The organism is Amycolatopsis eburnea, from assembly GCF_003937945.1.
GTDB classification, from domain to species: domain Bacteria; phylum Actinomycetota; class Actinomycetes; order Mycobacteriales; family Pseudonocardiaceae; genus Amycolatopsis; species Amycolatopsis eburnea.
Genome location: NZ_RSEC01000046.1, coordinates 419,550 through 437,194, shown reverse-complemented (window position 1 = coordinate 437,194; position 17,645 = coordinate 419,550). Strand labels below are relative to the sequence as shown.

Genomic DNA, 17,645 nt, shown 5'->3' with positions numbered 1-17,645 from the left:
GTCGGGGCTCCGGCGGGGCCGTATGGCGGCGACCTCGCCGACCGCGGGCGCGGCTTACCGGCGCTCGGTGCGGCGGGCCGTCAGCCGTCCTGCCCGGCAGGCTCGTCGGGGATCGTGTCGAGGATGCCGCCGGCGATGTCCCGTGCCGCGCGCTTCAGCTCGGTGCTCGCGCCGCGGAAGAGGTCCTGGGCCGGCTCCGCGGGCCAGCCGGAGGGCAGGAGGTCCCGGGGGAGCCGGGGGTCGGTGCGGATCGTCTGCAGCCAGTCGGCTTCCAGCCGGAGGTGGCGGGCCAGGCTGTCCGGCGCCTGCGCCGCCGCTTCGCCCGGGTCGCCCCAGCGGTCCAGGAAACCGCGGTAGTGGCTCGCGATGCGCTCGAGGTCCCACGCCTCCTGCACGATCTCGGCGACCTCCGTCGGCGGCAGGGCGCGGGCCTGGAACACCTTGACGTGGCCGTCGGTGCCCAGGCCGTCCAGCAGCGGCGCGGTGTCCACTGTGGAGGGTGCGATCCACAGCCCGCTCTGCAGGCTGCCGAACCCGGCCCACAGCAGGCGGGAGCGCAGGACGTGGCGCTGGCGCTGCCACGACTCCGGCATCGAAAAGCCGAGCAGGGTCCAGGTGCCGTCCCATTCGTGGTCGACCGCGCCGAGGTGCCAGATGCGGTGCGCGCCGTCGAGCAGGATCGCGCGCGACCGGCCGGTCAGTCCGATGTAGACGTTGCGGCCGCGGCGGGTGCGCCGCAGCAGGTCGCGCCGGGCCATCCGGCTCAGCGTCGAGCGGGCCGCGTGCTCGGAGACGCCGGCCCGGCCGAGCACCTCGAGCACGCTCGCCGTGGCCACCTGGACGTCGTGGCCGAGGACGTGCGCGCCGAGGAACGCGAGCAGCAGCGCCTGCGGGCGCGGGGTCCCGCCGGGGGAGAGGTCGTCGCCCTGCTCGGTCTCGTGGTCGGCCACGGTGGTCACCGCGCCAGCATAAGCGAGTCGATGTTGGGCACAGTATTGACCGCAGTCATCGATGTGCTTAATGTTTGCGCCGGATGTGGCGCAGGCCACGTCCGCATCCGGCGGTCGGCGACGAGGCGGGACACGCGATGACGGACACCGTGCAGCTGCGCAGGGCGGTGCTGTCCAGCTACCTGGGCAGCGTGATCGAGTACTACGACTTCCTGCTCTACGCCACGGCGTCGGCCGTGGTGTTCTCCAAGGTCTTCTTCTCCGGCCTGGACCCGGTGATCGGCACGATCGCGAGCCTGGGCACCTTCACCACCGGCTACCTGGCCCGCCCGCTCGGCGGGATCGTCTTCGGGCACTTCGGGGACCTGCTCGGCCGCAAGCGGATGCTCGTGATCACCATGACGATGATGGGCCTCGCGAGCACGCTGATCGGCGTGCTCCCGACGTACGCCCAGGCCGGCGCCCTGGCCCCGATCCTGCTGATCGTGCTGCGCGTGCTGCAGGGCGTCGCGGTCGGCGGCGAGTGGGGCGGCGCGGTGCTGATGTCGGCCGAGCACGCCACCACCCGCCGCGGCCTGTGGGCGAGCTTCACCAACGCCGGCGCCCCCAGCGGCATGGTCGTCTCGACGCTGATGCTGACGCTCATGGCCGCGGTGACGACCGACGCGCAGTTCCTGGCGTGGGGCTGGCGGATCCCGTTCCTGCTCAGCGTGGTGCTGCTCGCCATCGGCCTGTTCGTCCGGCTGAAGGTGACCGAAACACCGGTCTTCGCGGCGACGAGCCGCCCGTCGCGCGCCCCGCTGCTGGAGGTGCTGCGGCGGCACCCGAAGAACCTGCTGCTGGCGGTGGGCGTCGGCTTCGGCGCGTTCGTCGCGCAGGGCACGCTCACCACGTACGTCCTCGCCTACGCGGTCGGCCAGGGCTTCTCCCGCCAGACGGTGCTCAACGCGATCACGGTGTCCTCGGTGGGAGCGGTGGCGGGCATCATCGGGTTCTCGGCGCTGTCGGACCGCATCGGCCGCCGCCCGGTGGTCATCGGCGGCGCGGTGGCCACGGCGCTGGTGGGCTTCCTGCTGTTCCCGATGGTCGACAGCCACTCGGCGGGCCTGCTGGTCCTGGCGCTCGTCCTCGGGCAGTCGATCGCGCACCCGGCGATGTACGGACCGCTGGCCGCGCTGTGCACCGAGCTGTTCGGCACCCGCACGCGCTACACCGGCGCGTCACTGGGCTACCAGATCGCCGGCCTCGGCGCGGGCATCGCCCCGGTGGTGTTCGCGAGCATCGCCGGCGCCGGCACACTGGTGATCTCCGCGGTGATCGCCGCGTGCTGCCTGCTCACCGTGCTGAGCGTGCTCGCGCTGGCGGAAAGCCACCGCAACGACCTCGCCGACGACCCGGACGGCGTGGTGGCGCCCGCGCCGGAGGGGATCCGCGGGACCCGCTGACCTCAGCTAGCCACCCGCGCCCCAGTCACGCCGGTCTTCGCTGTCCGGTTCCCGATCCGGGGCCTCCGGCGACGAGGGGGCGCCGTCATTCCCCGTCGGAGGCTCGGTCGAGGGCGGCTCGGGCTCGAAGAAGCCACCTTGCTCTTCAGGAGGAGCGGCCGAGCTGGAAGGTCCGGTTGCGTCGACCGTCCGGTACCGCTCGCGGTACTCCTGTGCCAGGTCGGAGTGCCCGTGCCGCTCGACGAGATTCGCCAGCTGGTGCCCGAAGAGACTGTTCTGGGAATCGCCGGGATCGGGGAGCAGGTCGACCTTGCCACCCCGGTCCTCCGCCACCGGGTTGACTTCGCCCGCAGCGTCGACGAAGAACGCCGGCTCCGGCGGGGTGAAGAACGGCTGCGGCGGCACGGCCGGCCGCGGAGCGGCGTGTTCGGGCACGAGGTGGCGGAACAACTCGTCGACCTCTTGGTTGTTGGCCGCCGCGGACAGCCGTGCCAGCGTTCCGATGAGGTCGACTGTCTCGCGTACTTCCTCTTCGTTGCGCGCGAGCCACCACACGACGGTGCTGCCGACGTCGGTCAGGACCTCGTCGCCCAGGTACGCGCGCACCATGCGCTGGTTCGCGATGCGTTGTTCCTGCAGTTGTTGCTGCCGTCGCAAGGTGGCCAGGGCGTTCAGGTGCTCGCGGTGGTGCTGGCCGACCTGGGTTCTGACGTCGGTCGCCCACGCCTGCAGCAGCCGGTCGGGCGTGGCGGCGGGCCGCCCGAGGGACGCGGCCAGCGCGTGGACGACGGCGTCGTCGTCCGGGTGGTGCGACTGGCTGATCTCCCGGGCTCGTTCCACGATCGCCGCGGTGGCGACCGCGGCCGGATCGGCGTGTCCCCGGTCGAGCCGCAATTCCGGGGGATCCCAGTGCACCGTGCACCCGAAGGTGAACGGGATGCCTTCCAACGAGCTGGGCAGCGACATCGGGGCGACGGCCCGGCTCGGCGGCGGGCCGGGCGCCGGCGGAGGCGGCGGTGGCGGCGCTTGCTGCGCTGCCATCTGCTGCCGGTAGGCGTTTTCCGCGCGGAGCTGCGCCTGCTCGGTGCGGAAGTGGTAGTTGCGCAGCCCCCACAACGTGACGAGGAAGGCGACCACGGCCGCCGAGACGGTGACCCAGGCGGGCCAGTCCGCGGCGAAGCCCACGCACAGCGGCACGAGCAAGGCGATGGCGCCACCCGCGATCGTTTCGGTGGTGTTCTTGCTCATCGCAGCTCCTCGGGCTGGACGGGTGCCATTGCGGCATCGATGAGATGTTGGAGCGTCAACGCGCTTTCGCGCCGGGCCTGCCGCGCTTCCGCGTCGACAGCCCGGTCGACCTGGTCGCGGGCGAACGCGTACAGCGTGCTGAGCAGGCGTACCTGCCCGTCGCACGCGTCGACGAGCACGGCGGGGTGCTGGTCGAGCCAGCGTTGCACCGACGCCTCGGGCAACGTGTCGATCCCGTTCCCGAGCAGCCGGCGCCAGAGGGTGCCGAGGTTGGTCTTGGCGCTGCGTTCGGCGGCGAGCCGAGCGGGGATGTCCAGCTCCAGCAGGAGCTCGTCGTCCGTCGGCTGTGCGGTGACGGTCGCCAGCCGGTGGAGCAGCCATCGCTCGAAACCCCGCGCGGTGACGAGGGCGAGCAGCCGCCGTTGTGCCAAGGCACGGACGGAAAGGTCGCTGTGCCTGGTGAAGTAGTGCAGGCGCACCATCGCCTGGGTCGGCCGCTCCGGTGCGATCGTTTCGGTGCACGCTTCGATCAGCACTTCGGCGAAGCCGGCCTCGATGTTCGGCTTCCGAGCCTGGTCGTAGACGAACTTGCGGAACTCCGGCGAGTACGTGGCGTGTTGCAGGCCGGCGTCCAGAACCTGGAGGGCGAGGACTTTCTGGTCGCCGTTCACGGACCACCGGCGTGCCAGGTCCTGGAGGGGCGAGACCGGGCCCGTCGTCAGGACCTGGTCGGCGAAATGATCCGCGAGGGCCGCGGCGGCGGGTGCGCCGACAACCGGGAGAGCGGTCACCGCCGCCACCCACTCGGACATCTTTTCCCGCAGCTCCGGGAAGTAGGTCCAGAAGTGCGTTCGCACGGCCTTGTCCAGGGCCAGGTCCTTGAATTCGACAGCCTTGCGGCCGTCGGTGTGGAGCCGGATCTTCGCCATCCGCTCGGCGAGATAAGCCCCGTCGAGAACGTGCTTGTCCTCTCGGGGGAGGTTTACGAGCCGGCTGAAAGCGCCTTCGGCCTCGACCATCGCGTCCAGCGTCGCGCCCGGGAGGAAGGCCGATACCACCAGGAGCGCCCGCAGGACGGGATCCTGGTGCTCGCGGAACAAAGCGGCGGCTTGTTCGCCTCGCTCGGAGTGCGCCGCCACTGCTTCTCGTGCCCACTCGGCGACCGTGCCGCGTCCGGTCCTCCGAGCCTCGGCCACGGTCAAGGAAGCCAGTTCGACGACTTCGCTCATGGGTGACGTCGCCAGGAACGGAGCGAGCGCGTCGAGCGCCGGAAGCGGTTTGGGCAGCGAAAGCCCTTCGGCGGACAGGTAGGCCTCGAACACCTCGGGTCCGGACGGCCGGTCGATCGGTATGACCGTGGCGAGGAGCGATTCGGGCAACAGGATCCGTTGCTCGCGCCGGACCACCACGACGAGCCGGGCGTCTTGGTCGTCCACCGCGGCGCGGAACCCTTCGAGCTGGCGGCGGAGTTCGCGGACGTGGTGGTCGTCGGTGTGTGTGAGGTCGAGGAGGAGGCGCTCACCTGGCCTGATGTCTGCCGGGTCCAAGGCGAGTTCGCCGTCTTCGCTGCGGTCGGAAAGCTCGCGCAGGCGTCCGGCGTCCAGCGTCGCCTTCTCGGTGAGGCACATCAGCGCGGCGCTGCGGCGGCCGGAGCCTTCGGGACCGGTGAGGACGAGGGTGTGCGAGTCCCGCAACGCGCTCCGGCTGAGCGGCTCGGGCCAGACGAACCGCTCGGCGAGCCACTTGATGTGTTCCCCGGCCACGAATTGCGCGGGTCGCCGTCGCCGCATCTCGACGACGAAGTGGTTGTGCTGGTCGCCGGTGCCGCCGTGAACGAAGCCCGGGCCTTCGAATGTGTAGCTGTCCGGCACGGTGATCACGGCTTCGTGGGGTGAGGTCCGTTGTACTGGTCGCCGGTGCCACCGTGGACGTAGCCCGGACCGCGGAAGGTGTAGGCGTTCCGGGGTCCTGCGCCCGACCGGTCCGCCTCGTCGCCGCGGTGGCCTTCGTCCCCGACGACCGCCGGGTCGGTGATGCGGGGCAGGAAACCGTCACGGAGCAGGTCCCCGCTGGGGGACGGCACCCGGAGGTAGCCGGTGTCGGTCAGCTTCTTGACCTTCACCGGCGCGGGCACGTAGTGCTCGGGTGCGTCCGCCGCGTACCCCGAGAGCACGGCGTCTTCGTACGCTCGGGCGGACACGATCGCCGCGACCCGGGTCATCGGACCGGACCGGTTCAGCAGCTCGCGCACCGGCTCCGCGTCGAGCAACCGGTGGGTTTCGATGCGAGCGGTTCCACTGCCTTCACTGAGCAGCCCCTCTCCCGAATCCGTCACCGGGCCGACGTGGACGCTGACGCGCATCCGCAGTGGCACCGGGTCGGCGTTCACCTCGTCGCGGTAGACGAGTTCCTCCTGCAGTGCCGGGAGGAACGGGTTCAGCAGGAACGGCAACGCGGCCGAGGAAAGACCGAGTGCGTAGCCGTCGCCGGTGCCGAAGCCGAAGCGCATCTCCTGCCACGTTTCGGCGAGACCGCACCGCTGGAACGCGGAGCGCAGGATCTTCGGCACCGCATCGGTGATCCGGGCGTGGTCCCTGCCGAGGGATCCGCTGAAGTCCCGGATGTCCACGGCGAGCAGGGCGCGGTAAGGGGGCAGTTCGGTGGCTGTTCGCGGCACTTGTTTCTCCTCGTCGTCGAGCTGCGAGGACGAGGGTGCCGAGGTTCGCGACCGGGCGTTGTCCGGCGTCGGACAGTTGAAAAGTGTCGTGCGTCACACTCCGGCGGATGCTTTCAGTGTGCTGAGGTCGGAGACCGCGAGTCGCGGTCCGGCTCGAAGCGCGCCGGACTCGCGGAGCCGCTGGAGGTGCAGCGCGACGGTGCTGCGCGCCATGCCCAGCGCGTCGGCGACCTCTTGCTGGGAGAAGGGGATGTGGTCCGGGTTCGCCGAGGACCGGTCGGCGAGGGCCACGACTTCCAGGAGCAGCCGCGCGATCTTGCGTTCGGGGCTGAAGTGCACGAGTTCCACCTGGTACGGCACCGTTTGGGAAAGCTTGGTGACCAGGTAGTCGGTGAGCACCGAGTGTCCGTCGTGCCGGCTTAGGAAGGCGTTGAACCGGTCGACGGAAAGCACTCGTGCCGTGCAGCGATCGATCGTCTCGACGGTGGCGGTGCGCTTCGACAACCGCCGGGCGGCGACCTCGCCGATCAGATCGTCGGCTCCGCGCAATGTGATCAGCAGTTTGCCGCCGTCGGGCTCGGTTCCGAGGACTTTGACGCGTCCGGAAACCAGAGCGAGAACTGCCGAGCCGGGATCACCTTGCCGGAACAGGCAGTGGCCCGGCGGGTACGCCTTGTCGACCCCGTATTCCAGGAGCCTGCTCCAGCGATCCTCACCCAGAAGCGCGCGAAACCCTCGTGTCACACTTGGTGATATACCCTTCACGGCTCGTGCGCACAATGAGGGATCGTGCGCAGGTGCTCAGCGGCTCACCACCGTGCCCGGCAAGGACTCCAGCGCCGCACGCGGGGATTCGGTCTGGCGCAGCGGGATTCCCGCGTCCGGCCCGCCCGCCGCGGCCGCCGTCAGCGAGATCACCTGGGCCGCGATCGCCTGCCGCCGGGACTCGAACGCCGGGTCCGTCAGCGCCGCCGGGTCGGCGGGCTGTCCCAGCACCGGCGTGTGCAGGTGCCCGCCCGCCACCGACGTCAGGCCCAGCCCCAGCCGGACCCGGTTCGCGCGGAACATCGATTCATTGCTCAGGTAGTTCCCGCCCCCGCCCGAAGCCGCGATCTCGCCGGGGGCCGGGGCGTCCGAACGGCACACCGGCGTTCCGCTGCCCGGGTGCGAAGAATCCGGCCACACGCAGAACGCCTGGTTGAAGTTCACCGGGTACGCGCCCGGAACCCCGGTCATCCGCGCGTACGGGAGCGTCGTCTCGATGAACTGGACGTCCGGCTGCGGCCAGCCCGCGGCCGGCGGGACACCGCCCGTGACCGACGCGTTGTTGTTGTCCGGGAAGCCACCCCGCCACGCGCCCGCCCAGCGTTCGACGTCGAAGCGGCTCGGGCGGCCCTGGCTGATCGTCAGCACGACGTCCGGCCGCCGCGCGCGGTCGCGCAGTGCCGAGCCGTATGCCGCTTCGACGATGCCGTCGTCGAAGTAGCCCCACACCACCGGGAAGCTCACCGCCTGGACGACGGCCGGGCCCGACGGCGTGTCCAGGACGCGGCCGTCCAGCTGCAGCGCCGACGCCCCGGCGGGGTTCGAAATCGAGAGGCCGCGGCCGTCCAGCTGGAACGGGTCGAAGCCGCTCACCATGACTCGCCGCGTTTTGCCGAGCGGGAAGCGGACGTCGTCGAGCCCTCGGGAGCCGCGGTCGAACGCCGTGAGCAGCGCGGTCCGGTCCGGCAGCTCGAACGCCGGCCGCCACTGCCGGATCGCGCTGCTCAGCTGCAGCCGCGCCCAGTACAGCGGCCGGTCGTCGAACCGGTCGAGCGTGCCGAGGTCGGGACGGCGGCCCTGCGCGCGGTCGACGGCCGTGCGCCACAGCCGGTCGCCGGCTCGCGTGAGCAGGCGCTCGGCCCGGCGCGGGGTGCGCGCCGCGCAGAGGTCGTGCTTCACCTCGGCGACGAGCGGGTCGAGCCCGGCCAGCCGGACCAGTTCGGGTCCGACGGCGGGACCGCCCGCGGGCAGGGTCGCGGTCAGGCGTTGTTCTTCCACGGTCAGCGGTGCGGCCGCGTCGAAGCAGCCGGGCGCGGCGGTGGCCACGGCCGGGAACGCGACGAGCGGGACGGCGGCGAGCAGGGGGAGCAGGGCGGTCAGGCGCACGGTTTCCCTCCACGGCGTGGGTGACGCGGCCGAGTCTTCCGCCGACCGCGCCACCCGCGTAACCCGCGGAAGTCGGGATCAGCCGGTCGCCAGCACCTTCAGGCGCGTGATGTCCGCGCTGAAGGTGTCCTGGTCGATCGGCGAGGAGCTGTACTGCCAGAACGTGTAGAAGCCCCAGTTGTACGGCAGCGTGCCCACCGTGGACGCGTAGCGCGCCACCCAGAGCGGGTTCGTCGAGCTGAAGTCGCCCGTGTTGCCGGTGCACTGGCTCCACCAGCTCGTCGCCGTGTAGATGACCGGCCAGCGGGTCGTCTTCGCGTGGTACTCGTCGCTGAACGCCTTGATCCACGCCACCATCTGGGACGGCGTCTTGCCGTAGCAGGCGTTGTTCGGGCCCCATTCGATGTCAAGGGTGCCGGGGAGCGTCTTGCCGTCCTTCGACCAGCCGCCGCCGTGGGCGACGAAGTAGTCGGCCTGCGCCGCGCCGCCCGAGGTGTCCGGGCGGCCGTAGTGGTACGCGCCGCGGATCATGCCGACGTTGTACGAACCGGTGTACTGCTGGCTGAAGTACGCGTTCGTGTAGCCGGTGCCCTCGGTCGCCTTGACGTAGGCGAACTTCTTGCCCGCGCTCCAGTACGACGCCCAGTTCACGTTGCCCTGGTAAGCGCTTACATCGATGCCGGGGACGCTCGAGTCCACCGACGCCGGCGCCAAGCCGGCCGGGGCCACCCCGTCGTGGGCGCGGATCGCCGCCCCCATTTCGTGGTTTCCGGTGGCGTCTTGCTGGGGGAGCGGCGGCGATGCCTCGGCGCCGGTGGCGGTCGCGACCAGCAGGGAGGTCGAGACCGCGAGTGCGGCGCCGAGCAGGCGGCGCCACCGTCGTGGTGCAGTCATCTTGAGTTGTTCCTTCCGGTTGCCCTCGCTGTGCGCGGCAGTGCAGGGCCGCGCCGCACGATTCTGTTACAGCGGGTACGGCAACGTCACTGCTCCATGTGATTTAATTTCCAGAACCCCTGAACTGTGTGAAAAGCTGACGAAACGGGTGTATCGGCCCTGTTGGCGTCTTGTAGCGGGGGAAGCCAAGAGGCAGACTCGCCCGCATGCCCGCGCTCAGATGCCGCCGAACCCTCGTCATCGCCGCTGCCGCCGCGCTCGTCACCACCGTCGCGAGCGGGCCCGCCTCCGCGGCCACCCCCACCCCCAAGTCGCCGGTCGCCGTCGGCTTCGGCGGTGCCGTGGCCAGCATCGACGCCGACGCCACCGCGATCGGCACCCAGGTGCTGCGCGACGGCGGGAACGCCGTCGACGCGGCGGTCGCGGTCGCCGCCGCGCTCGGGGTCACCGACCCGTTCTCCGCCGGCGTCGGCGGGGGCGGGTTCTTCGTCTACTACGACGCCAAGACGCACCGTGTGCACACTTTGGACGGCCGCGAGACCGCGCCGTCGACCGCCGACGAGAACCTGTTCGTCGAGAACGGCAAGCCGCTGCCGTTCGCCGACGCGGTCACCAGCGGGCTCGGCGTCGGGGTGCCCGGCACGCCGGCGACGTGGTCCGAGGCGCTGCGCAAGTGGGGGACGCGCTCGCTGGCGAAGTCGCTGAAGCCCGCGGAGAACCTCGCGCGCAACGGCTTCGTCGTCGACTCGACGTTCCAGACGCAGATCGCGAACAACGCCGCACGGTTCTCGGCGTTCCCGTCGACGCGCTCGCTCTACCTGCCGAACGGCGCCCCGCCGGCGCCCGGCACGGTCTTCAAGAACCCCGACCTGGCCGCGACGTACGCGCAGCTGGAACGCCAGGGCGTCGGCGCGCTGTACGACGGCCCGATCGGCGCGGACATCGCCAAGACCGTGCAGCAGCCGCCGGTGGACCCGGCCTCGACGCTGAACGTCCGGCCCGGCAAGCTCACCACCGGCGACCTCGCCGCCTACGACGTGATCGAGCGCCGCCCGACGCACACCGGCTACCACGGCCTCGACGTCTACGGCATGCCCGCGCCGTCGTCCGGCGGGCTGACCGTCGCCGAGGCGCTCAACATCCTCGAGAACTTCGACCTGAAGCACGCGAGCAAGGCCGACTACCTGCAGTACTTCCTGGAGTCGACCCGCTTCGCCTTCGCCGACCGCAACCGCTGGATCGGCGACCCGGCGTTCGTCGACGTCCCGGCTCGGGAGCTGCTCAGCCAGCGCTTCGCCGACACGCGGGCGTGCCTGATCTCGAAGGACAAGGCCGCGACCAGCCCGGTCGCCCCGGCCGACCCCCGCCACCCCACGCCGTGCGCGGCGGGGACGACGGCGGCGCCGACGCCGTACGAGGGTGAGAACACCACCCACCTGACGGTCGCCGACAAGTGGGGCAACGTCGTCGCGTACACGCTGACGATCGAGCAGGAGGGCGGCAGCGGCATCGTGGTGCCGGGCCGCGGGTTCCTGCTCAACAACGAGCTGACCGACTTCTCGTTCACGCCGGTGACGCCGGGCGTGCCCGACCCGAACCTGCCGGGCCCCGGCAAGCGCCCGCGCTCGTCGATGGCCCCGACGATCGTCCTCGACCACGGCCGCCCGTTCTTCGCGACCGGTTCCCCGGGCGGCGCGTCGATCATCACGACGGTCCTGCAGGTGCTCCTCGGCCGCCTCGACCGCGGCCTGTCCCTGGAGGAGGCGATCGCGGCGCCCCGGGCGTCGCAGCGCAACTCGGCGGCCGCCCAGGTCGAGCAGGCGTTCCTGGACCAGCCCGAGACGGCGGACCTGCGGGCGCGCGGCCAGGGCTTCTCGACGGCACCGGCCGAGATCGGCGCGGCGACCGGGGTGGAGCACCTGCGCGACGGCCGCTGGCTGGCGGCGGCGGAACCGGTGCGGCGCGGGACGGGGGCGGCGCAGGTGGTGTGGCCGACGCGCTGGTAGCGAGCCCCCGCCGGCAGCAGCCCCCGCCCTCCCTGGGGGGCGTGCCCTTGTCCAGCCTATCGGCACCCCCCGACGACAACCCGGGAAACCGCGCCCCCAGGGCCCGGTTGTCCACAGCGCCACCGCGCTGTGGACAACCAGGTCCGAGCTGAGCGCGCCCTGCTGAAGCGGGCCTTCTAGACTCGGGTCCGATGTTCCAGCCACCTGAATCCCCGCTCCCGCCGGGGGTGGGCCGATGAAGCTCGTCTTCGCCGGCACGCCCGAACCGGCGGTCCCCGCGCTGCGCGCCCTGCTCGACTCCGGGCGGCACGACGTCGTCGCGGTCGTCACCCGTCCCGATGCGCAGGCCGGGCGCGGCCGCCGCGTCGTGCGTTCGCCCGTCGGCGCGCTCGCCGACGAGCACGGCATCGAGGTCCTCACGCCGGCGCGCGCGAGCGATCCGGCCTTCCTCGCGCGGCTCACCGAGCTCGCGCCGGATGCCTGCCCGGTCGTCGCTTACGGAGCGTTGCTGCCGCAGGCCGCGCTCGACATCCCGCGGCTCGGCTGGGTGAACCTGCACTTCTCGCTGCTGCCCGCGTGGCGGGGCGCCGCGCCGGTACAGGCCGCGATCCGGGCTGGGGACGAGATCACCGGGGCCTCGACCTTCCGGATCGTCAAGGAGCTGGACGCCGGCCCGGTCTACGGCGTCGTCACCGAGGCCATCGGGGCCACCGACACGGCGGGCGGGCTGCTCGGGCGGCTCGCGGAGTCCGGGGCGAAGCTGCTGCTGTCCACCATGGACGGTCTCGCCGACGGCAGCCTGGTCGCGCGCGAGCAGCCCGCCGAGGGCGTCAGCTACGCGCCGAAGGTGACCGTCGAGGACGCGCGGGTGTCCTTCGCGGACCCGGCGTCGGCGGTCGACCGGCAGATCCGGTCGGTCAGCCCGGACCCGGGCGCGTGGGCGGAGTTCCGCGGCGAGCGGTTCAAGCTCGGCCCGGTCACCGTGCTCGACGAACCCGGCCCGCCGCCGGGGGAGATCGTGGTGGAACGCAAACGGGTGCTGGTCGGGACGGCGACGAAGCCGCTGCGGCTCGGCGAAGTCCAGGCACCCGGCAAGAAACGGATGGCGGCCACCGACTGGGCGCGCGGTACGAGGATCGACCAGGGAGAGCGCCTCCGGTGAACGACCACAGGGAACGACGTCCGTCACGGCCGCAGCGGGGCCGTCCGGCACCGCGCAAGGAAGGCCCGCGGCGCCCGCCGTCGGTGGACCCGGCGCGGCAGGCCGCGTTCGACGTCCTCGCCGCCGTGCGGACCAAGGACGCCTACGCCAACCTCGTCCTGCCGGACCTGCTGCGCGAGCGGCGGATCACCGGCCGCGACGCCGCGTTGGCCACCGAACTCGCGTACGGCGCTTCGCGGGCCCAGGGCCTGCTCGACGCGGTGATCGACGCCTGCGCCGAGCGCCCGCTCTCGCAGACCGACCCCGCGGTGCTCGACGCGCTGCGCCTCGGCGCCTACCAGCTGCTGCGCACGCGCATCCCCGAGCACGCCGCCGTGACGTCCACTGTGGACCTCGTCCGGGCGGAAGCCGGTTCGTGGGCAACGGGGTTCGCCAACGCGATCATGCGCAAGGTGTCCGAAAAGGACGAAGCGGCGTGGCTCGACGAGCTCGCGCCGGACGAGGCGGCCGACCCGATCGGGGCCTACGCGCTGCGGACCGCGCACCCGCGCTGGATCGCCCGTTCGTTCGCCGAAGCGCTGGGGGACAAGGGCGCCGGGCTCAAGGCCGCGCTCGAAGCCGACGACGCGCGGCCCGAGGTGCACCTCGTCGCCCGGCCCGGGGAGATCAGCGCCGACGAGCTCGCCGCGATCACCGGCGGCGACCCGGCGCCGTACTCGCCGTATGGCGTGCGCCTGCCCGCCGGTGCCGGTGACCCGGCCGACGCCGAGCCGGTCCGCGAACGGCTGGCCGCGGTCCAGGACGAGGGCAGCCAGCTCTGCGCGATCGCCGCGACGACGGTGCCCGTCGAGGGTTCCGACGAGCGCTGGCTCGACCTGTGCGCCGGCCCCGGCGGCAAGGCCGCGCTGCTCGGCGCGCTGGCGGCGCTGAGCGGGGCCACCGTGGACGCCGTCGAGAAGGCGCCGCACCGCGCGAAGCTGGTCGAGAAGGCCACGAGCGGGTTGCCGGTGAAGGTGCACGTCGCCGACGGGCGCGAAAGCGGGCTGGAACCGGGCTACGACCGGATCCTCGTCGACGCGCCGTGCAGCGGCCTCGGCGCCCTGCGGCGGCGGCCGGAAGCGCGCTGGCGCCGCCAGCCGTCCGACGTCGCGGACCTGACGAAGCTGCAGGGCGAGCTGATCAGCGCGGCGTACGCGCTGCTGCGGCCCGGCGGCGCGCTCACCTACGTCGTCTGCTCGCCGCACCTCGCCGAAACGGAGGGCGTGCTGACGGAGACCGCGCGCCGGCTGAAGGCCGAAGTGCTGGACACGCGCGAGTTCTTCCCGGGCGTCCCGGAGCTCGGCGACGGCCCGTACGTGCAGCTCTGGCCGCACCGCCACGGCACGGACGCGATGTTCTGCGGCGTGCTGCGCAAACCGTGAGGAACCTCGGGCTGGTGGCCGGCTCGTGCGGCGGGCTGGACGTCCGGTTCGCCGCCGAGCTGGCCCGCCCCGCCGCCGACCGCGGCTGGCGGACGGCGATCACGCTGACGCCGACCGCGATGCGCTGGCTGGAGTCCACCGGCGCGCTGGCGGAGGTCGCCGCGTGCACCGACCTGCCGGTGCGCAGCGTCTCCCGGCTGCCGGGGGAGCCGCGGCCGCACCCGGACCCGGACGTCTTCCTCTTCGCGCCGGCGTCGGCCAACTCGGTGGCGAAGCTGGCGCTCGGCATCGCGGACAACCAGGCCCTGACGGTGCTCGGCGACGTGCTGGGCGCGCCGGGGATCACGATCGTGGTGGCGTACCAGATCCAGGACACCCGGGCGCACCACCCGGCGTGGCAGCGCCACCTCGACACCCTCGCGGGCGCCGGGGTGACGCTGCACCGGCTGGACCTCCGGCGGCCGTGGACCGAGGCCCTCGACCTGCTGCCCTGACCCCCGGCCGCGGGGGCGCCCCCGTTTTCCACGCTACCCGCCACCACCGACAATTCCGGGCCGGGCTAGGAGCACACCGCCGCGTCCGCCGCCGCCAGCAGGTGGGCGTTCGTGTCCGCCGGGGTCGGGTTCTCGTTCAGTACCACCGTCACCCGGAGCCCGCCCGGGCCCACCCCCGCCAGGTTGGTGAAGCCGATGATCCCGCCTTCGTGGCCCCAGAACTCGCCGCAGGACACGGGGATGCGGCCCAGGCCCAGGCCGTAGCCCGCGCCCGGGACGCCGAGGCCGGCCGGGACCGTGCGGCGCATCTCCGCCAGCTCGGCCGGGCGCAGGAGCCGTCCGCTCAGCAGCGCACCGTAGAACCGGTCGAGGTCCGCCGGGGTCGAGACGAGCCCGCCCGCCGCGCCGGCGATCGTCGCGTCGAAGTCGCTGAAGTCCACCAGCCGGCCGCCGATCGGCGCGTACCCGATCGCGTGCGGTGCGGGCAGCTTCTCGTCGCCGCGCCGGGGCAAGTACGTGTCGCGCAGGCCCAGCGGGCGGGTGATCCGCTGGGTGAGGAGGTCGGCCAGCGGGCGTCCGGTCACCCGCTCGGCGAGCATCCCCGCCACGACGTAGTTCGTGTTCGAGTACGACCAGCCCGCGCCGGGCGGGAACAGCGCCGGGTGCTTCAGCGCCATCGCCACCAGCTCGGCCGGCTCCGCGCCGCGGTGGCGCAGGGCTTCCGGGTCGGACAGGTCGAGGTCGTCGGTGTAGTTGTAGAGCCCGCTGGTGTGCTGGAGCAGCTGCCGCACGGTGATCCGCCGGTCCGGGAGCAGGCCCGGCAGGTAGCGCTCGACCGGCGCGTCCAGCTTCACCCGGCCCTCGCCGACGAGCTGCAGCACGACCGTCGCCACGAACGTCTTCGTGACGCTGCCCGCGCGGAAGGAACCGTTGCGCGGGAACGGTTTCCCGGTGGTGACGTCCCCGGTGCCGCTGCGCGTGACCCGCGTCCGCGGGCCGTCCTGGACCACTGCCGCCGCGCCCGGTACGCCGTCCTGGGCGGTGAGGACGTCCAGGCGTTCCTGCACCGAACCGGTCGCGAACGCCGGTGCCGCGGTGGTGGCGGCGAGCAGGGCGACGAGCGTGCCGGCGGTGGCGATCCGCAGTGACTTCCGCATGAGAAAACCCCCTGGTGTCTTGGTGTTCCCCACGCTAGGGACACCGGGCACCAGGGGGAATCGGGGAGACCACCGGAAGAACCCGGGGGTTCACCCCACCACTCAGCGCCCGGGAGCACGTCGGTTATCGACCGGCGAGGTGTCCCGGCCGGACCACGCCCGATTCGTACGCGATGACCACTGCCTGGCTCCGGTTGCCCGCGCCGAGCTTGGCGAAGATGTTGCCCACGTGGGTCTTCACCGTCTCCAGGCTGATCACCAGCGCCGCCGCGATGTCCTGGTTGGACAGTCCGCCGGCGATCAGCCGGAGCACCTCGGCTTCGCGCCGGGTAAGCGTCTTCGCCGCTCGCGCGTACCGCCCGCCCGGCGGCCGCGCGGTCACCAGCCGCCGGATCGCTTCGGGGAACAGCAGCGAGTCGCCGGTCGCGACGGTCCGGACGGCGTGCGCGATCTCCTCCTTGCGCGCCCGCTTGAGCAGGAAGCCGCTGGCCCCGGCCAGCAGCGCTTCGTGGACGTAGTCGTCGTTGTCGAACGTCGTGACGACCAGGATCTTCGGCGGGTCGTCGAGCGCGGCCAGCACCTGCCGGGTGGCCTCGATGCCGTCGGTGCCCGGCATCCGGACGTCCATCAGCACGACGTCCGGCCGGCTCCGGCGCACCTCGGGCAGCACCTCGGCCCCGTCGGCGGCTTCGCCGACCACGCGCAGGCCCTGCTGCTCCAGCAACGCCCGCAACCCGGCGCGGACCAGCGGCTCGTCGTCGGCGAGCAGCACCGCCGGGGTCATGCGCGCGCCCGCAGCGGGATGGTCGCGCGCAACCGCCACCGCTCCCCGTCCGGGCCCGCGGCCAGCTCGCCGCGGAGGGCTTCGACGCGCTCGGCGAGCCCGGCCAGGCCGTGCCGCCCGGTGCGCGGGCCCGCGTCCGCCAGCCCGTTGACCACGGCGATGGCGAGCACGTCCGGCCCGGCCTCGACCCGGACGTCCACCGCGCCTGGACCGGCGTGGCGCAGTGCGTTCGTGAGCCCCTCCTGGACGATCCGGTAGCCCTCGCGCGACACCGCGGCGGGCAGCGCGGCGACCGGCCCCGTAACGGCCAGCCGCACGTCGAGCCCGGCTTCGCGGGCGCGCACGGCGAGGACGTCGACCTCGGCCAGCGTGCGCTGCGGCTCCTTCGCCGCGGGCTCCTCGCGCAGCAGGCCCAGCACGTGGTCGAGGTCCTCCAGCGCGCTGCGGGAGGCTTCTTCGATCGTGCCGAGTGCGCGCCGCACCTGCGCGGGGTCGGCTTCCACCAGCTCGGCCGCGGCCGCCGCCTGGATCGTCGACGTCGTGAGCGTGTGCCCGATCGAGTCGTGCAGCTCGCGGGCCAGCCGGTTGCGCTGGGCGAGGACGGCCGCGCGGCGTTCGGCCAGCGCCGCGCGTTCGCGGTCGGACGGGCCCAGCAGTGCCGTGGCACCGGCCCGGAACGCGCGGGTGGCGCCCGCGACCAGCACGACCGCGCCGGCGAGCAGCACGACGCCGAACGGGACCGTCCAGGCGCCGAGCGGGACGTCGTCCCAGACCAGGCTGATCCGGTCCTGGCCGCCGGCCAGCCAGACCGCGGGCACGAGCAGCCCCAGCGCGAGGAACGCGAGCACGGTGAGCAGCACCCCGCTGACCAGCGTGTGCAGGGCGAGCCACAGGCCCGAGCGCAGCCGCGACCCGGCGTCGGGCCGCCCGGCCGGGGCCGGGACGGTGGTGCCGAGCAGCAGGTTCGCCAGCCCGATGCCGAGGCGCCGCACCGGCCCCAGCAGGCCCAGCAGCCCCGTCAGCACCGCGATGGCGAGCAGGGCGAGCAGGGCCCGTACTCGCGAATCGGTCTCGACGGACACCGCCGCGGCGAAGGCGAAGGGGGACACCGGCACCATGAGGACGGCGCCCGCGACGGCGAACGGGAGGCCGCGGTAGCTGCCGATCCGCGCCAGGGACTGGAGGAATCCGGACATGCGGCGAGCCTATTGCGGCCGGAGTGGCGCACACCTCCCTCCGCGGAGCCAGATCCTGGT

The 17,645-nt window shown here is 72.8% G+C and carries 15 protein-coding genes; 5 read left to right on the top strand and 10 right to left on the bottom strand.

The genetic code is table 11. From position 1 onward, the window contains the following. Positions 1–80: 80 nt before the first annotated feature. Positions 81–959: a PaaX family transcriptional regulator gene (locus tag EIY87_RS21295; RefSeq protein ID WP_225439963.1), complete on the bottom strand. Its 879-nt coding sequence runs from the start codon at positions 957–959 to the stop codon at positions 81–83. Positions 960–1,087: 128 nt separating this feature from the next. Between EIY87_RS21295 and EIY87_RS21290 the strand changes: the two genes are divergently transcribed. Further along, complete coding sequence (locus tag EIY87_RS21290) at positions 1,088–2,395, top strand: MFS transporter (protein ID WP_125310870.1); 1,308 nt, start codon at positions 1,088–1,090, stop codon at positions 2,393–2,395. Positions 2,396–2,401: 6 nt separating this feature from the next. Here EIY87_RS21290 and EIY87_RS21285 read toward each other — a convergent pair whose 3' ends face one another. The 6 genes from EIY87_RS21285 to EIY87_RS21260 all read right to left on the bottom strand — a co-directional run bounded on the left by EIY87_RS21285 (position 2,402) and on the right by EIY87_RS21260 (position 9,365). Then, entirely contained in the window at positions 2,402–3,643 is a 1,242-nt protein-coding gene (locus tag EIY87_RS21285) for a hypothetical protein (protein WP_125310867.1), read from the bottom strand. After that, positions 3,640–5,523: a hypothetical protein gene (locus tag EIY87_RS21280; protein ID WP_125310864.1), complete on the bottom strand. Its 1,884-nt coding sequence runs from the start codon at positions 5,521–5,523 to the stop codon at positions 3,640–3,642. Before EIY87_RS21280 ends, EIY87_RS21285 begins: the two co-directional genes overlap by 4 nt. Continuing rightward, entirely contained in the window at positions 5,520–6,320 is an 801-nt protein-coding gene (locus EIY87_RS21275; protein WP_125310862.1) for a hypothetical protein, read from the bottom strand. The genes EIY87_RS21280 and EIY87_RS21275 overlap by 4 nt, the downstream gene beginning before the upstream one ends. A gap of 93 nt (positions 6,321–6,413) precedes the next feature. Further along, positions 6,414–7,085, bottom strand: a complete 672-nt coding sequence (locus EIY87_RS21270; protein WP_158641324.1) for a Crp/Fnr family transcriptional regulator — start codon at positions 7,083–7,085, stop codon at positions 6,414–6,416. 36 nt (positions 7,086–7,121) lie between these two features. Next, the gene (locus EIY87_RS21265; protein WP_125310857.1) at positions 7,122–8,471 is read right to left on the bottom strand and encodes a C15 family peptidase; all 1,350 of its coding nucleotides are present in this window, start codon (positions 8,469–8,471) and stop codon (positions 7,122–7,124) included. A gap of 78 nt (positions 8,472–8,549) precedes the next feature. Beyond that, complete coding sequence (locus EIY87_RS21260; protein ID WP_125310854.1) at positions 8,550–9,365, bottom strand: lysozyme; 816 nt, start codon at positions 9,363–9,365, stop codon at positions 8,550–8,552. Between the two features lie 206 nt (positions 9,366–9,571). Here EIY87_RS21260 and ggt point away from each other — a divergent pair, with 206 nt between their 5' ends. The 4 genes from ggt to EIY87_RS21240 all read left to right on the top strand — a co-directional run bounded on the left by ggt (position 9,572) and on the right by EIY87_RS21240 (position 14,448). Beyond that, the gene (gene ggt / locus EIY87_RS21255; RefSeq protein ID WP_125310851.1) at positions 9,572–11,371 is read left to right on the top strand and encodes a gamma-glutamyltransferase; all 1,800 of its coding nucleotides are present in this window, start codon (positions 9,572–9,574) and stop codon (positions 11,369–11,371) included. A 235-nt stretch (positions 11,372–11,606) separates the two neighbouring features. Continuing rightward, entirely contained in the window at positions 11,607–12,533 is a 927-nt protein-coding gene (gene fmt / locus EIY87_RS21250) for a methionyl-tRNA formyltransferase (protein ID WP_125310848.1), read from the top strand. Continuing rightward, positions 12,530–13,954, top strand: coding sequence for an RsmB/NOP family class I SAM-dependent RNA methyltransferase (locus EIY87_RS21245; RefSeq protein ID WP_125310845.1), 1,425 nt, complete (start codon positions 12,530–12,532; stop codon positions 13,952–13,954). The genes fmt and EIY87_RS21245 overlap by 4 nt, the downstream gene beginning before the upstream one ends. Then, positions 13,951–14,448 (top strand): flavoprotein, encoded by a 498-nt coding sequence (locus tag EIY87_RS21240; RefSeq protein WP_125310842.1) that lies wholly within the window; start codon positions 13,951–13,953, stop codon positions 14,446–14,448. Before EIY87_RS21245 ends, EIY87_RS21240 begins: the two co-directional genes overlap by 4 nt. A 65-nt stretch (positions 14,449–14,513) precedes the next feature. Here EIY87_RS21240 and EIY87_RS21235 read toward each other — a convergent pair whose 3' ends face one another. From EIY87_RS21235 to EIY87_RS21225, 3 genes are all read right to left on the bottom strand, one after another. Further along, the gene (locus EIY87_RS21235; protein ID WP_191984206.1) at positions 14,514–15,605 is read right to left on the bottom strand and encodes a serine hydrolase domain-containing protein; all 1,092 of its coding nucleotides are present in this window, start codon (positions 15,603–15,605) and stop codon (positions 14,514–14,516) included. Between the two features lie 124 nt (positions 15,606–15,729). Next, entirely contained in the window at positions 15,730–16,389 is a 660-nt protein-coding gene (locus EIY87_RS21230) for a response regulator transcription factor (protein WP_125310840.1), read from the bottom strand. Further along, positions 16,386–17,585 (bottom strand): sensor histidine kinase, encoded by a 1,200-nt coding sequence (locus EIY87_RS21225; protein ID WP_125310837.1) that lies wholly within the window; start codon positions 17,583–17,585, stop codon positions 16,386–16,388. The genes EIY87_RS21230 and EIY87_RS21225 overlap by 4 nt, the downstream gene beginning before the upstream one ends. Between the last annotated feature and the right edge of the window lie 60 nt (positions 17,586–17,645).

Excerpts from the sequence above, each read along its gene's own strand:
- EIY87_RS21235 (WP_191984206.1), bottom strand. The coding sequence starts at position 15,605 with ATGCGGAAGTCACTGCGGATCGCCACCGCCGGCACGCTCGTCGCCCTG.
- fmt (WP_125310848.1), top strand. The coding sequence starts at position 11,607 with ATGAAGCTCGTCTTCGCCGGCACGCCCGAACCGGCGGTCCCCGCGCTG.
- EIY87_RS21260 (WP_125310854.1), bottom strand. The coding sequence starts at position 9,365 with ATGACTGCACCACGACGGTGGCGCCGCCTGCTCGGCGCCGCACTCGCG.
- EIY87_RS21230 (WP_125310840.1), bottom strand. The coding sequence starts at position 16,389 with ATGACCCCGGCGGTGCTGCTCGCCGACGACGAGCCGCTGGTCCGCGCC.
- EIY87_RS21290 (WP_125310870.1), top strand. The coding sequence starts at position 1,088 with ATGACGGACACCGTGCAGCTGCGCAGGGCGGTGCTGTCCAGCTACCTG.
- EIY87_RS21225 (WP_125310837.1), bottom strand. The coding sequence starts at position 17,585 with ATGTCCGGATTCCTCCAGTCCCTGGCGCGGATCGGCAGCTACCGCGGC.
- ggt (WP_125310851.1), top strand. The coding sequence starts at position 9,572 with ATGCCCGCGCTCAGATGCCGCCGAACCCTCGTCATCGCCGCTGCCGCC.
- EIY87_RS21285 (WP_125310867.1), bottom strand. The coding sequence starts at position 3,643 with ATGAGCAAGAACACCACCGAAACGATCGCGGGTGGCGCCATCGCCTTG.